Source organism: Rugamonas aquatica (assembly GCF_009380215.1).
Taxonomy (GTDB): Bacteria; Pseudomonadota; Gammaproteobacteria; order Burkholderiales; family Burkholderiaceae_D; genus Rugamonas; species Rugamonas aquatica_B.
On sequence record NZ_WHUG01000019.1, the window covers coordinates 33377 to 46304 of the forward strand.

The window sequence follows — 12928 nt, forward strand, 5'->3', positions numbered from 1 at the left end:
GATACCCCATCTTGTAGGAGCGAAATAACATTGACAAATGATCAGTATGCATGCGATACATTAGAAAAATTCATGCGTGGAGAACACTTTGGTTCATTCTTCCAGTCTTTTACGGCAGTTGAAAACGTTTGAAGTGACGGCTCGGCACATGAGTTTTACGCGTGCGGCCGATGAGTTGTGCATCTCGCAGGCGGCGGTCAGCCATCAGATCAAGACGCTGGAGGATGCGCTGCAGATCAAGCTGTTCAAGCGCATGACGCGGGCCATCACGCTGACCGCCGAAGGGGCGATCCTGCAACGCAGCCTGGTCGACGCCTTCGGTCGCATCGACCGCGTGCTGGCGCAGTTGGCGCAAGGCGAGGGACGCGCGCGCAAGCGGTTGACGGTGGCGGTAACGCCGGCCTTCAGCTCGCGCTGGCTGGTGCACAGGTTGGACCGTTTTCTGGCGGCGCATAGCCAGCTTGAAGTGCGGCTGGTGCATACGGTGATGCACACAGATCTGGGGCGTGACAGCATCGATCTGGCGATACGGTGGGGGGATGGCAAGTGGCCGGGGGTGGAGTGCGAGCGCCTGTTCGGCACTGAGCTGCTGCCGGTGTGTTCACCAGCGATGTTAAAGGATGGCCCGCCGTTACAGGCGCCGTCCGATCTGGCGCACTACACGCTGCTGCACGAGGACAGCTGCGACGATTGGGAGCGCTGGTTCGAGCAGGCGGGTTTGGCGCCGTCGCTGGCGCTGCGCGGGCCGCTGATCGACGACAGCAATGCGCTGATGCAGGCGGCGCTGAACGGCCAGGGCATCGCGCTGGGCCGCATGGCGCTGATCCGCGATGATCTGCGACGCGGCACCTTGGTCAGCCCGTTCAGCCAGACGCTGTCCACGCAAGGCGCCTACTACATGTGCTGGCGCCCTACCCGCACCGAGCAGGAGGCGTTGACGTGGTTCTCTGATTTCCTTCGGGATGAGGCGCGGGAACAAGAGGCAGCGGTTTTGGAAGAGCGCTTTACAGCCGTATAAATCGTATCAGCCAAGTCGATGAGTCGCCGCCGGCATGCAGGTATGCGCGGATGCGTACAGCGCGCATGTCATTCAACTTCGGCGCCTCGATACAGGGCTCTTTTCGCACAACAATTCTTCCTTTTGGAAGCGTTCCTTTTAAAACCTTGTCAGGCTCAATGACGAACTCATCGACGTAAGTTTGATATATGGGATCCGGCATCGGAAATCCCGGTGTGAACATCCGGGGAAGCCGTTCCTCATTGACGTATTTGATTGCAACGATAACGCCCTCGACAACCAGATCGCTTCTGTAAAGGCATACGTCTTCCGGACAGGTATCCATGCAGGAAACAAGCGCGGAGGCTGACAGCGGCAGTGCCAGCGCCGCCGTCATTAAAACGGTATAAACGGTTTTCATCAATAACTGGGTCAGACTGGTAGTTGGGTGGCGGGCAGCAGCGAAACGCCTTGCGCCGACGCGGCGGCCAGCTCGGCGGCCTGCGCTCGCAGGAAGGCCGGACGCTGACGCAGCCGCTGCCAGTAAGCTGCGACGGCTGGCGTGAAGGAGGTGTGCAATCCCAGCTGCTCGGCCAGCAGCAGCGCGTAGCCGACCGAGACATCGGCAGCAGTGAAGCGTCCCGCGCACAGGAATTCGTTTTGCTCCAGACGCGGCGTCAGCGTTTTCAGGCGCGATAAGAACCAGCGCGAATAATCCTCCACCACCTGCGGCTGCAAGCGCTCCGGCGATTCGAAGCGGCTGTAGCGCAGCACCAGCGTTTGCGGGAAGGTCAGCGTGGCTTCGCCGAAGTACAGGTAATTCAGCCACGCGCCGTAATCCGCGTCATCCAGCGCAACGTTCAGCCGTGCCGCCGGATGGCGCTCGGCCAGGTACTGGCAGATCGCCGCCGATTCCGTCATCCGCATGTCGCCATCGAAGAAGGTCGGCACGGTGCCGCAGGGGTTGATGTCGAGGTAGGACTTGTCATGCACGCGCGGCGGGAAGGCCAGCATGCGCAGTTCATATGGCAGCTCCAATTCCTCCAGCATCCACAACGGACGGAAGGAGCGTGCGGCGATGCTGTGGTAGAGAATCATGAGGACCTATATAACAAAGCTAGCGACCATTGTAATTTTATCATTGATCCAAATGCTTGCGCCTGAAGGAAGATGAGGTGATATTGATGCGTGTGACGTTACGCACTACAATCGACCATGATAAAGACATTTCAGCACAAGGGACTGAGGGTTTTTTTCGAGACGGGGAGCACGGCAGGCATTCAGGCCAGCCACGCACCCAGACTTGGCGCTATGCTGCGCCGTTTAAACGAGGCTACCTCTCCCCAAGGCATGAACCTGCCCGGCTGGGGTCTGCACCCATTGAAAGGCAAGACCCTCAAAGGGCATTTTTCCGTATCGGTAAGTGGCAACTGGCGTCTGACATTTAAGTTTGAAGGGACGGACGCCATCCTGGTGGACTATCACGACTATCATTAGGGAATGAAATATCATGGCACGAATGTTTAATCCACCGCATCCGGGGCTGACCCTGCGTGACGACGTACTGCCCGCACTTGGATTGACTGTGACTGAAGCGGCGCAGCAGTTGGGCGTCAACCGCGTCACGCTGTCACGCGTCCTCAATGGCCGCGCCGCCATTTCACCTGAAATGGCTTTGCGTATTGAGGCGTGGCTGGGCGTGGAGCGCGGCGGCGAAGCTCGCCTGTGGCTGGCAGAGCAAAGCGCATACGACGTATGGCAAGCCGCACAACGCTTCCTGGCTACGCCCATGCAGGTACAGCCCGCGCCGCTGGCGGCCTGACCTGAAAACTACTTATTTCCCGATACAGAACCGCGAGAAGATCACGCCCAGCAGATCATCCGACGAGAACGCACCGGTGATGCTCGACAGTTGCACCTGCGCCAGCCGCAGCTCTTCCGCGAACAAGTCCAGCGACTGATCGTTCTGCGCCGCGTGTTCGCCGGCACGTTCCAGATGGGCGCCGGCGTTCTTCAGCGCGATCAGATGGCGTTCGCGCGCCAGGTACAGCGATTCGCCCGTCTGCTGCCAGCCAGCGATGCGCAGCAGCTCGGCGCGCAGCAAATCAATGCCGATATGCTCGTGCGCCGACAGGTACACATGCGTCGCATCCTCCATCGGATCGACGCCAGGCTTGTGGCCCGATAGATCGATCTTGTTCCAGATACGCAGCACCGGCACGCCTGGCGGGAAGGCGGCGACGATGCCCTCGTCCGCGCGTGAAGGACCGTGGTCGGCGTCCAGCAGGTGCAGGATGACGTCGGCCTTGCCGACCTCGCCCCAGGTGCGCTCGATGCCGATGCGCTCGACCACGTCGACGCCGTCGTCGATGGCGCGGATGCCGGCGGTGTCGATGATGTTTAGAGGTATACCTTCAATCTGGATGGTCTCGGTGACTTTGTCGCGCGTGGTGCCGGCGATCGGCGTGACGATGGCCACGTCCGTGCCCGCCAGCGCGTTCAGCAGCGAGGACTTGCCGACGTTGGGCTGGCCGACCAGCACCACGTTCAAGCCCTCGCGCAGCAGCGCGCCTTGCGAGGCTTGCTTGAACACCTGCTCCAGCGCCGCGACGATGCCGGCCAGCTGGCCGCGCGCGTCGGATTTTTCCAGGAAGTCGATTTCCTCTTCCGGGAAGTCCAGCGTGGCTTCGACCAGCATGCGCAGGCCGGTCACGCCGTCCACCAGCGCATTGACCGTCTTAGAGAACGCGCCCGACAGCGATTGCGACGCCGACTTGGCCGCCGCTTCGGTAGAGGCGTCAATCAGATCGGCCACGGCCTCGGCCTGGGCCAGGTCAAGCTTGTCGTTGAGGTAGGCGCGGCGGGTGAATTCTCCCGGCTCTGCCAGGCGCAAGCCCGTCTCGGCGCCCGCTTCCAGCACGCGCGCCAGCAGCAGTTGCAGCACGATGGGGCCGCCGTGGCCCTGCAGTTCCAGCACGTCTTCCCCGGTGTACGAGTGCGGACCCTTGAACCAGATGGCGATGCCCTGGTCGATCAGGGCGCCGTCGGCCTGCTTGAACGGGATGTAGGTGGCGTGGCGCGGCTGCAATGCGGTGTCGCCGAACAGCGCGGCGATCAGCGGCTTGAGGTTCTTGCCGGAGGCGCGTACCACGCCGATGCCGCCGCGCCCTGGTGCGGTGGCGATGGCGGCGATGGGGGAAGAGTCGATATTCATAGGGGAATTGTAAAGTAAAAAAAAGCCCGCGATTAACACGGGCTTTTCTGCAACAGCATTTATCCGGAGATCAGGACTTCGCAGCTTCAGGCGCGGCGAACTTCTTGGAGATCACGTACTGCTGACCGATCGACAGCACGTTGTTCACGACCCAGTACAGCACCAGGCCGGACGGGAAGAAGAAGAACATGACCGAGAACGCCAGCGGCATGAACAACATCATCTTCGCTTGCATCGGATCGGCAGGCGCCGGGTTCAGCTTGGTGGTGATGTACATCGAGATCGCGTACAGCACTGGCAGGATGTACCAAGGATCCGGCGCGGCCAGGTTGGTGATCCAGCCGATCCACGGTGCGCCGCGAATCTCGACCGACGCTTGCAGCACCCAGTACAGGGCGATGAAGACAGGCATCTGCACCAGGATAGGCAGGCAGCCGCCCAGCGGGTTGATCTTCTCGGTTTTGTACAGCTCCATGGTGGCCTGGTTCATCTTGGCCGGATCGCCTTTGTAGCGCTCGCGGATCGCCTGCATCTTAGGCGTGACCAGTTTGACCTTGGCCATGCTGCGATAACCGGCAGCCGACAGCGGGAAGAACGCCAGCTTGATCAGGATGGTGAAGGCGATGATGGTCCAGCCCCAGTTGCCCAGCACCTGGTGGATGTGGTCCATGACCCAGAAGATAGGCTTGGCGATGATGGTCAGCCAGCCGTAGTCCTTGACCAGGTCCAGGCCAGGGGTGACTTTTTCCAGCAGCTTCGATTCCTGCGGGCCGGAGTACAGCTTGGCTTCGTTGGTCACGGTAGCGCCCGGAGCCAGCGTGCCCAGTTGCTGGATCGTGCCGATCGCGTACTGGTTGGTCGTCACTTTCTTGGTGAAGATGGTGCGGGCCAGCTTGTCCTGCGGGACGAAGGCGGACACGAAGAAGTGCTGCGAGATCGCGAACCAGCCGTTGTCGGCCTTGGTCGGGTGATCCTGCACGGCGTCCTTGCCGGTCTTGGCGGCTTCGACTGCTTCTTTTTCCAGCGTTTCGAACTTCAGCTTCTTGTAGTGGTCTTCGGCGGTGTACAGCGTCGGGCCGGTGTAGCTGCTGTTGAAGTAGGAGTCGCCGGCCGGCTTGTTGCCGTCATGGACCAGCTGCAGGTACAGCTCAGGCTTGACCGGCGCGGTGCCGACGTTGGTCACGTCGTGGCGTACGTCGATCACGTAGTCGCCGCGCTTGAAGGTGTAGGTCTTGGTCAGCTTGACGCCGGCCGATTCCGCTTCCAGCACCAGTTGCACCTGGTTGGCGTCGTTGAGCATGCGCGGGCCAGGTTTGGCGACGAAGCCGGTCTGGTGGTTCGGCAGGCCGGCGGCGCCGATCAGGCCGGTTTGGGCCAGGTAGGTCTTGCCGATGCCGGCATCAACGTCGAACAGCACCTGGTTCTTGGTGGCGTCCACGCCGTCCTTGAACTTCAGCAGCTCCAGGCGCTTGATGGTGCCGCCCAGGGTGTCGACATCGACACGGAACAGATCGGTGGTGACGGTGATGCGCTCACTCTTGAACGGCTCGGCCGCGGCGGGAGCGCCAGGCAGTGCGGCGGCGCCAGCTGCTGCTGCGGTCGCGGAGGCGGCAGGCAGTTCGGATTTCTTCGCTTCCGGGGCCTTGGCGGTTTGAGCCGGCGCTGGAGCAAACATGGAAGGCTTGCCTGTCGAGACCATCCAGTTGTTCCAAAGAACTACCAGCGACACGGCAAACACGATCCACAGGATGGTACGTTTATTGATATCCATTAGGCTATTTGTCAGGAGTGGTTGCAACCGCAAGCGGTCGTAGAAGAATTCGTTTTGCCGTCCGCTGGCGGAACGGGATCATGCCCGCCCGGATTCCACGGATGGCAGCGGCAGATGCGTTTGGCCGCCAGCAGGCTGCCCTTGGCGGCGCCATGCACCTGCAACGCTTCCAGCGCATAGTTCGAGCAGCTCGGATAAAACCGGCAGCTCGGCGCCATCAGCGGACTGAGGGCCAGCTGATAAGCGCGCACCAGGAAGCGTAGCAGTTTTTTCATGATGCCTCAGGTGGAGGCGGCGGCGCCGAAGGCAAGGCCGGTTTGGGCGGCTTGGCTGTCTTGGCCTGGGCAAACAGACGTGCCAATTCCACCCGCAAAGCCGCTTTCAGCTTCGCAGTGGTGGCCGGCCCGTCCTTGCTGTTGACCGGCTTGGCCAGACGGATCAGGCAATCGATCGCCGGCAGGCTGGTCTGGCGGAACAATTCGCGGGTAACGCGCTTGATCGTGTTGCGCGTGACGGCGCGCGGCGCGAACCGCTTCGCCACAACGACGCCCAGCCGCGCATGCGGCAATTCATTCAGACGGGTGTAAAGCACGAAGTGCGCGCTTTTTTGGGTAGGGCGCAAACGAAAAACGGATGAAAATTCATCCGTTTTAACGATACGCCGAACGCGCGCGAAGTCGTGTGAACCTTCGCCTGTCGAGCCGCTTGAAATACAGCTTTCCACGCGATCAGCTAACAAGCAGTTGGCTTATACAGCCAGACGCTTGCGGCCTTTGGCGCGACGTGCGTTGAGCACTTGACGGCCACCACGGGTAGCCATACGTGCGCGGAAGCCGTGGGTACGCTTACGGCGTACAACGGAAGGTTGGTAAGTACGTTTCATGTTGGTCTCGCTAAAAGCAGAAAAAAATGCAAAATCGGGTTGTGGCCCCGTCAGTTTTTGGTGCCAATGACACTTCGCGCACCTATGCCACCGTTGCCGGCACAAGCTGGGTCCATCTCATCGCCCGCTAAATCCACGCTTACTCCATATTGACGTTCATGTGAATAAACTAGGAATACGGGCGGGGAACCCTGAATTATCAGCATTTCGGTCCCGCTTGTCAACAACTGATGGTCTCTGGCCGCCATCCGGGGGCTGGCAAAAGTACGAAAATAAGCGTCGTGCCTGTGGATAACTTTGGCGGTCGAGAGTAGAATAGCGCGTTACGTGTGGCGCACCCAAGGTCGCCGACACCCTCATCAGCAGTAAAGAATAGATAAAGATTCATGGAAAATTTCTGGCAGACCTGCTCCGCCCAGCTGGAGCTGGAGCTGACGCCGCAACAATTCAGCGCGTGGATAAAACCGCTCATCCCCCTCGATTACGAGGCGGGCAAGTTGCGTGTGGCCGCGCCCAACCGGTTCAAGCTGGACTGGGTCAAATCCCAGTTCGCCAGCCGCATCACGGCGCTGGCCTGCCAGTACTGGGAAGCGCCGACCGAGGTGCAGTTCGTGCTCGACCCGCGCCTGGCGCTGCCGAAAAAGGCCGCCACCGTCGTGCCCGCGCCCGACTACAACGACGGCGCCCCGAACGGCAATGCACGCATGTCCGATCCGGTGCCGTCGGTGCCCGAGCTGCCGGCTTCGGCCGCGCCGCGCCGCGAACAGAGCCGCATCAACACCGACCTGACCTTCGACAGCTTCGTCACCGGTAAGGCCAACCAGCTGGCGCGCGCCGCCGCGATTCAAGTCGCCAACAACCCGGGCGTGTCGTACAACCCGCTGTTCTTCTACGGCGGCGTCGGCCTGGGTAAGACCCACTTGATCCACGCGATCGGCAACCAAGTGATGGCCGACCAGCCCGGCGCCAAGATCCGCTACATCCACGCCGAGCAGTACGTGCGCGACGTGGTGACGGCTTACCAGCGCAAGGGCTTCGACGATTTCAAGCACTACTATCATTCGCTCGACATGCTGCTGATCGATGATATTCAATTCTTCGGCGGCAAAAGCCGCACGCAGGAAGAGTTCTTCTATGCGTTCGAAGCGCTGATCGCGGCGAAGAAGCAGATCATCATCACTTCGGATACCTACCCGAAGGAAATCACCGGCATGGACGACCGCCTGATCTCGCGCTTCGATTCCGGCCTGACGGTGGCGATCGAGCCGCCGGAGCTGGAAATGCGCGTGGCGATTCTGCTCAAGAAAGCCAAGCAGGAAGGCGTAACCTTCTCGGACGACGTCGCCTTCTTCGTGGCCAAGCACCTGCGCTCCAACGTGCGCGAGCTGGAAGGCGCGCTGCGCAAGATCCTGGCGTACTCGCGCTTCCACGGCAAGGACATCACGATCGATATCGTGAAAGAAGCGCTGAAGGATTTGCTGTCGGTGCAGAATCGCCAGATCTCGGTGGAAAACATCCAGAAAACGGTGGCGGACTTCTTCAACATCAAGGTGGCCGACATGTACTCCAAGCGTCGCCCGGCCAACATCGCGCGGCCACGCCAGATCGCGATGTACCTGGCCAAGGAGTTGACGCAGAAGAGCTTGCCGGAAATCGGCGAACTGTTCGGCGGCCGCGACCACACGACCGTGCTGCACGCCGTGCGCAAGATCGCGCTGGACCGCACCAAGAACCCGGAATGCAACCACGAGCTGCACGTGCTGGAACAGACGCTGAAAGGCTAGCGGGACAGTAGTTTTGCCTTTATGATCTAGGCAAAAAAGCACGTCTGCTCGCAAGGCAATATTGTTATAAAAATATCGTTTAATCTTTACTATTGAGGATAATCTATGCAATTGGTCAAAACCACCCGAGATACCCTTCTCCGGCCACTGCAGATCGTGAGCGGTATTGTCGAGCGTCGGCACACTATGCCGATTCTGGCCAATATCCTCATCCGCAAAGAGGGCGAGAGCGTATCCTTCCTGTCGACCGACACGGAAGTCCAGATCACCACCAACGCCGAGATCGGTTCCGGCAGCGAAGTGACCGGCACCACCGTGGCCGCGCGCAAGCTGCTCGACATCCTGCGCGCGCTGCCTGAATCGGGCGACGTGACGATGACGCTGCTGAACAAGCGCCTGACGGTACAAACCGGCAAATCGCGCTTCGCCCTGCAGACCTTGGCCGCCGAGGAATTCCCGACCGTGCAACAGGCCGACAGCTACAGCGCGTCCGTCACGCTGCCGCAGAAGACGCTCAAGCACCTGTTCAACATGGTGCACTTCTCGATGGCCCAGCAGGACATCCGCTACTACCTGAACGGCCTGCTGCTGGTCCTGGACGGCAAGAACGTGATCGCCGTGGCCACCGACGGCCACCGCCTGGCGTTCTGCCAGGTCGAGACCGAGCAATCGTTCGAACGCCAGGAAGTGATCATCCCGCGCAAGACCATCATCGAACTGCAGCGCCTGCTGGAAGAGAACGATGAGACCGTGCAGCTGGACATCGCCGCCAACCAGGTCAAGCTGACCTTCGCCGACATCGAGCTGATCTCGAAGCTGGTCGAAGGCAAGTTCCCCGACTACACGCGCGTGATCCCGAAAGGCTACAAGAACGAATTCACGATCGGCCGCGATGAGCTGCTGCGTTCGCTGCAACGCGCCGCCATCATGACCAGCGATAAGTTCAAGGGCGTACGCTGCATCATCACCCCGGGCAGCATGAAGATCAGCTCGACCAATGCGGACCAGGAAGAAGCGGTCGAAGAACTGGAAATCGACTACGGCGGCGACAGCGTCGACATCGGCTTCAACGTCACCTACCTGCTCGACGTGTTGAACAACCTGAAGTGCGACCAGGTCAACGTCGCGCTGGGCGATTCGAACTCGTCCGCGCTGATCTCGATCCCGGACAATGCCGACTTCAAGTACGTCGTCATGCCGATGCGCATTTGAGTTTTTGCTACAGCCGTCAGAACACCAGTAATCGATAACAGAGAAAGCAGCACATGTCCGCCATCCCAGAAGAGAATCCAGTACCAGTACCGGCCAAAACCGAAGAATACGGCGCAGCATCGATCCAGATCCTCGAAGGTCTGGAAGCAGTACGCAAACGACCCGGCATGTACATCGGCGATACCTCGGACGGTACCGGCCTGCACCACCTGGTGTTCGAGGTGCTGGACAACTCCATCGATGAATCGCTGGCCGGCCACTGCACGGAAATCCACGTCACCATCCACTCGGACAACTCGATCTCGATCACCGACAACGGCCGTGGCGTACCGACCGGCCTGAAGATGGACGACAAGCACGATCCCAAGCGCTCCGCCGCCGAGATCGTCATGACCGAGCTGCACGCTGGCGGCAAGTTCGACCAGAACTCGTACAAGGTGTCGGGCGGCCTGCACGGCGTGGGCGTATCGTGCGTGAACGCGCTGTCCAAGCTGCTGAAGCTGACCATCCGCCGCGACGGCAAAGTGCACTACATGGAATTCGTCCGTGGCGTGCCGCAGAACCGCGAGCTGGAAGAGAAGGATGGCTTCGCCGTCTCGCCGATCAAGGTCATCGGCGAAACCGACAAGCGTGGCACCGACGTGCACTTCTGGGCCGACGAGGAAATCTTCACCCACGTCGAATTCCACTACGAGATCCTGGCCAAGCGTATCCGCGAACTGTCGTTCCTGAATAACGGCGTCAACATCAAGCTGACCGACCAGCGCACCGGCAAGGAAGAAATCTTCGCGTTCGAAGGCGGCACCCGCGGCTTCGTCGAGTACATCAACAAAGCCAAGACCGTGCTGCACCCGACCGTGTTCCAGGCCACCGGCGAACGCCTGTCGGACCAAGGCACCAACATCTCGGTGGACGTGTCGATGCAGTGGAACGATGCCTACAACGAACAGGTGCTGTGCTTCACCAACAACATCCCGCAGCGCGACGGCGGCACCCACCTGACCGGCCTGCGCGCCGCGATGACCCGCGTCATCAACAAGTACATCGACGAGCAGGAATTCGCCAAGAAGGCCAAGGTTGAAATCTCCGGCGACGACATGCGCGAAGGCCTGACCTGCGTGCTGTCGGTCAAGGTGCCTGAGCCGAAGTTCTCGTCGCAGACCAAGGACAAGCTGGTGTCGTCCGAAGTGCGCGGCCCGGTGGAAGAGATCGTCGCCAAGACGCTGTCGGACTACCTGCAAGAAAAACCGAACGACGCCAAGATCATCTGCGGCAAGATCGTCGAAGCTGCGCGCGCGCGCGAAGCGGCCCGCAAGGCCCGCGACCTGACCCGCCGTAAAGGCGTGATGGACGGCCTGGGCCTGTCGGCCAAGCTGGCCGACTGCCAGGAAAAAGATCCGGCGCTGTGCGAACTGTACATCGTCGAGGGTGACTCCGCAGGCGGCTCCGCCAAGCAGGGCCGCGACCGTAAGTTCCAGGCTATTTTGCCTCTGCGAGGCAAAGTCTTGAACGTGGAGAAGGCGCGCTTCGAGAAGATGCTGTCGTCGGAGCAGATCACCACGCTGATCGCCACGCTGGGCACGTCGATCGGCCCTGATGAATTCAACGTCGAGAAGCTGCGCTACCACCGCATCATCATCATGACCGATGCGGACGTCGACGGCGCCCACATCCGCACGCTGCTGCTGACCTTGTTCTATCGTCAGATGCCGCAGCTGGTTGAGCGCGGCCACATCTACATCGCGCAACCGCCGCTGTACAAGGTCAAGGCCGGCCGCGACGAGCGTTATCTGAAGGATGACGCGGAAGAAGCCGGCTACATGATGAACGTGGCGCTGAACACCGCCGTGCTGATCCCGCGCGAAGGCGCCGATCCTATCGTCGGCGAACCGCTGGGCGAGCTGGTGCGCCAGTTCAACCTGGCCAACGTCATCATGATGCGTCTGACGCGCGTGATTGACCGTGCTGCGCTGACGGCCATCATGACTGGTGTGACGCTGGATCTGAGCACGCAGGAGCAGGCGGAAGCATCGGCCCGCGCGATGATGGCGGAGATCAGCGATATCGCGGTCAAGATCACGGTGATTTCGGACGAGCTGTCCGAGAAGCACGCGCTGCGCATTGAGCGTATGCATCACGGTAACATCAAGGTCAGCTCGATCGATGCGGACTTCGTGCAGGGTGCGGATTACAACGTGTTGGCCAGCGCGGCGGCTACGTTCAAGGGTCTGATCGGCGAAGGTGCATATGTGCGTCGCGGTGAAGGCGAGCGTACCAAGGAATCGGCCGTGGTCGACTTCCACCAGGCGATGCAGTGGCTGCGTGATGAGGCGGAACGTGTGGTGTCCAAGCAGCGCTACAAAGGTCTGGGTGAGATGAATCCGGATCAGTTGTGGGAGACCACCATGGATCCGACCGTGCGCCGTCTGCTGAAGGTGCAGATTGAGGATGCGATTGCTGCGGATCAGATCTTCACTACGTTGATGGGTGATGATGTGGAGCCGCGTCGGGCGTTCATTGAGAACAATGCGCTGCGGGCGGGTAACATCGACGTTTAAATGGCAAAAACTGGCGGGAACGGGCCAGCGTTGCCAGGGCGCAATGCATTGCAGTAATTTACATTACGATCAAAGAGCTTTATGCAGTCGCATAAAGCTCTTTTTTTGGGATGTGCATCCCTGTTCACGCTCACATTCAAATATTTCTAATATCAATTGCTTTTCACAAAATTAAGAGTATTGTTAGATTTCGCCCCCTATTACAAGCATTGCGGGTTTCGATCTGAACATACATCGCTCTACGGAGAAAATGTGGAAAGATATAAAAATTTAAGCGGTGATTCTGGAGTTACTGCATTTGAGATTGGCCCTGATTCAATCACGGTTCGATTCAACACCGGTGCCACCTATCTTTATAATATTCAAAGTGCTGGCACTGGTAACATTGAAAAAATGCAAGCTCTTGCCAATCGTGGACAAGGATTGAATAGCTATATAAGTCGCATTACACGAAAGATGTATGCAAAGAAATATTAGCATATGAAAATAAGGTAGCCATTGCGATGACC

Annotated in this window: 14 protein-coding genes; 7 read left to right on the plus strand and 7 right to left on the minus strand. The window is 59.7% G+C overall.

The annotated features are described in order from the left end of the window. Positions 1-76 precede the first annotated feature (76 nt). Complete coding sequence (gene gcvA, locus GEV02_RS29365; RefSeq protein ID WP_328595949.1) at positions 77-1018, plus strand: transcriptional regulator GcvA; 942 nt, start codon at positions 77-79, stop codon at positions 1016-1018. On the opposite strand, the gene GEV02_RS29370 is transcribed toward gcvA, so the two are convergent. Both GEV02_RS29370 and GEV02_RS29375 read right to left on the minus strand, forming a co-directional pair. Next, positions 1005-1418 (minus strand): hypothetical protein, encoded by a 414-nt coding sequence (locus tag GEV02_RS29370; RefSeq protein ID WP_152841374.1) that lies wholly within the window; start codon positions 1416-1418, stop codon positions 1005-1007. The two genes, gcvA and GEV02_RS29370, sit on opposite strands and share 14 nt — an antisense overlap. 11 nt (positions 1419-1429) lie before the next feature. Next, the gene (locus GEV02_RS29375; RefSeq protein WP_152841375.1) at positions 1430-2095 is read right to left on the minus strand and encodes a glutathione S-transferase family protein; all 666 of its coding nucleotides are present in this window, start codon (positions 2093-2095) and stop codon (positions 1430-1432) included. Positions 2096-2212: 117 nt separating this feature from the next. Here GEV02_RS29375 and GEV02_RS29380 point away from each other — a divergent pair, with 117 nt between their 5' ends. Further along, complete coding sequence (locus GEV02_RS29380) at positions 2213-2494, plus strand: type II toxin-antitoxin system RelE/ParE family toxin (protein ID WP_152841376.1); 282 nt, start codon at positions 2213-2215, stop codon at positions 2492-2494. Positions 2495-2507: 13 nt separating this feature from the next. Further along, positions 2508-2819, plus strand: a complete 312-nt coding sequence (locus GEV02_RS29385) for a HigA family addiction module antitoxin (RefSeq protein ID WP_152841377.1) — start codon at positions 2508-2510, stop codon at positions 2817-2819. Positions 2820-2831: 12 nt separating this feature from the next. On the opposite strand, the gene mnmE is transcribed toward GEV02_RS29385, so the two are convergent. The 5 genes from mnmE to rpmH all read right to left on the minus strand — a co-directional run bounded on the left by mnmE (position 2832) and on the right by rpmH (position 6865). After that, positions 2832-4211 carry a tRNA uridine-5-carboxymethylaminomethyl(34) synthesis GTPase MnmE gene (gene mnmE / locus GEV02_RS29390; protein WP_152841378.1) on the minus strand — a complete coding sequence of 460 codons (1380 nt, stop codon included), beginning with the start codon at positions 4209-4211 and terminating at the stop codon, positions 2832-2834. 70 nt (positions 4212-4281) lie between these two features. Further along, complete coding sequence (yidC, locus tag GEV02_RS29395) at positions 4282-5982, minus strand: membrane protein insertase YidC (protein ID WP_152841379.1); 1701 nt, start codon at positions 5980-5982, stop codon at positions 4282-4284. A gap of 11 nt (positions 5983-5993) precedes the next feature. Continuing rightward, positions 5994-6257: a membrane protein insertion efficiency factor YidD gene (yidD, locus tag GEV02_RS29400; RefSeq protein ID WP_152841380.1), complete on the minus strand. Its 264-nt coding sequence runs from the start codon at positions 6255-6257 to the stop codon at positions 5994-5996. Continuing rightward, positions 6254-6694: a ribonuclease P protein component gene (gene rnpA / locus GEV02_RS29405; RefSeq protein WP_071658981.1), complete on the minus strand. Its 441-nt coding sequence runs from the start codon at positions 6692-6694 to the stop codon at positions 6254-6256. Before rnpA ends, yidD begins: the two co-directional genes overlap by 4 nt. Positions 6695-6730: 36 nt before the next feature. Further along, a complete protein-coding gene (rpmH, locus tag GEV02_RS29410) occupies positions 6731-6865 on the minus strand; it encodes a 50S ribosomal protein L34 (RefSeq protein WP_040378179.1) in 135 nt (44 codons plus the stop codon). 386 nt (positions 6866-7251) lie between these two features. Between rpmH and dnaA the strand changes: the two genes are divergently transcribed. From dnaA to GEV02_RS29430, 4 genes are all read left to right on the plus strand, one after another. After that, positions 7252-8649, plus strand: coding sequence for a chromosomal replication initiator protein DnaA (gene dnaA / locus GEV02_RS29415; RefSeq protein ID WP_152841381.1), 1398 nt, complete (start codon positions 7252-7254; stop codon positions 8647-8649). 105 nt (positions 8650-8754) lie between these two features. Continuing rightward, positions 8755-9861, plus strand: coding sequence for a DNA polymerase III subunit beta (gene dnaN / locus GEV02_RS29420; RefSeq protein ID WP_008453129.1), 1107 nt, complete (start codon positions 8755-8757; stop codon positions 9859-9861). 53 nt (positions 9862-9914) lie between these two features. Continuing rightward, positions 9915-12419 (plus strand): DNA topoisomerase (ATP-hydrolyzing) subunit B, encoded by a 2505-nt coding sequence (gene gyrB / locus GEV02_RS29425; protein WP_152841382.1) that lies wholly within the window; start codon positions 9915-9917, stop codon positions 12417-12419. Between the two features lie 252 nt (positions 12420-12671). After that, on the plus strand, positions 12672-12896 hold the full coding sequence (locus GEV02_RS29430) for a hypothetical protein (protein WP_328595638.1): 225 nt from the start codon (positions 12672-12674) through the stop codon (positions 12894-12896). The last annotated feature ends 32 nt before the right edge of the window (positions 12897-12928 follow it).

Coding starts and splice junctions, on each gene's coding strand:
- GEV02_RS29370 (WP_152841374.1), bottom strand. CDS start 1,418: ATGAAAACCGTTTATACCGTTTTAATGACGGCGGCGCTGGCACTGCCG.
- GEV02_RS29375 (WP_152841375.1), bottom strand. CDS start 2,095: ATGATTCTCTACCACAGCATCGCCGCACGCTCCTTCCGTCCGTTGTGG.
- GEV02_RS29380 (WP_152841376.1), top strand. CDS start 2,213: ATGATAAAGACATTTCAGCACAAGGGACTGAGGGTTTTTTTCGAGACG.
- GEV02_RS29385 (WP_152841377.1), top strand. CDS start 2,508: ATGGCACGAATGTTTAATCCACCGCATCCGGGGCTGACCCTGCGTGAC.
- mnmE (WP_152841378.1), bottom strand. CDS start 4,211: ATGAATATCGACTCTTCCCCCATCGCCGCCATCGCCACCGCACCAGGG.
- yidC (WP_152841379.1), bottom strand. CDS start 5,982: ATGGATATCAATAAACGTACCATCCTGTGGATCGTGTTTGCCGTGTCG.
- yidD (WP_152841380.1), bottom strand. CDS start 6,257: ATGAAAAAACTGCTACGCTTCCTGGTGCGCGCTTATCAGCTGGCCCTC.
- rpmH (WP_040378179.1), bottom strand. CDS start 6,865: ATGAAACGTACTTACCAACCTTCCGTTGTACGCCGTAAGCGTACCCAC.
- dnaA (WP_152841381.1), top strand. CDS start 7,252: ATGGAAAATTTCTGGCAGACCTGCTCCGCCCAGCTGGAGCTGGAGCTG.
- dnaN (WP_008453129.1), top strand. CDS start 8,755: ATGCAATTGGTCAAAACCACCCGAGATACCCTTCTCCGGCCACTGCAG.
- gyrB (WP_152841382.1), top strand. CDS start 9,915: ATGTCCGCCATCCCAGAAGAGAATCCAGTACCAGTACCGGCCAAAACC.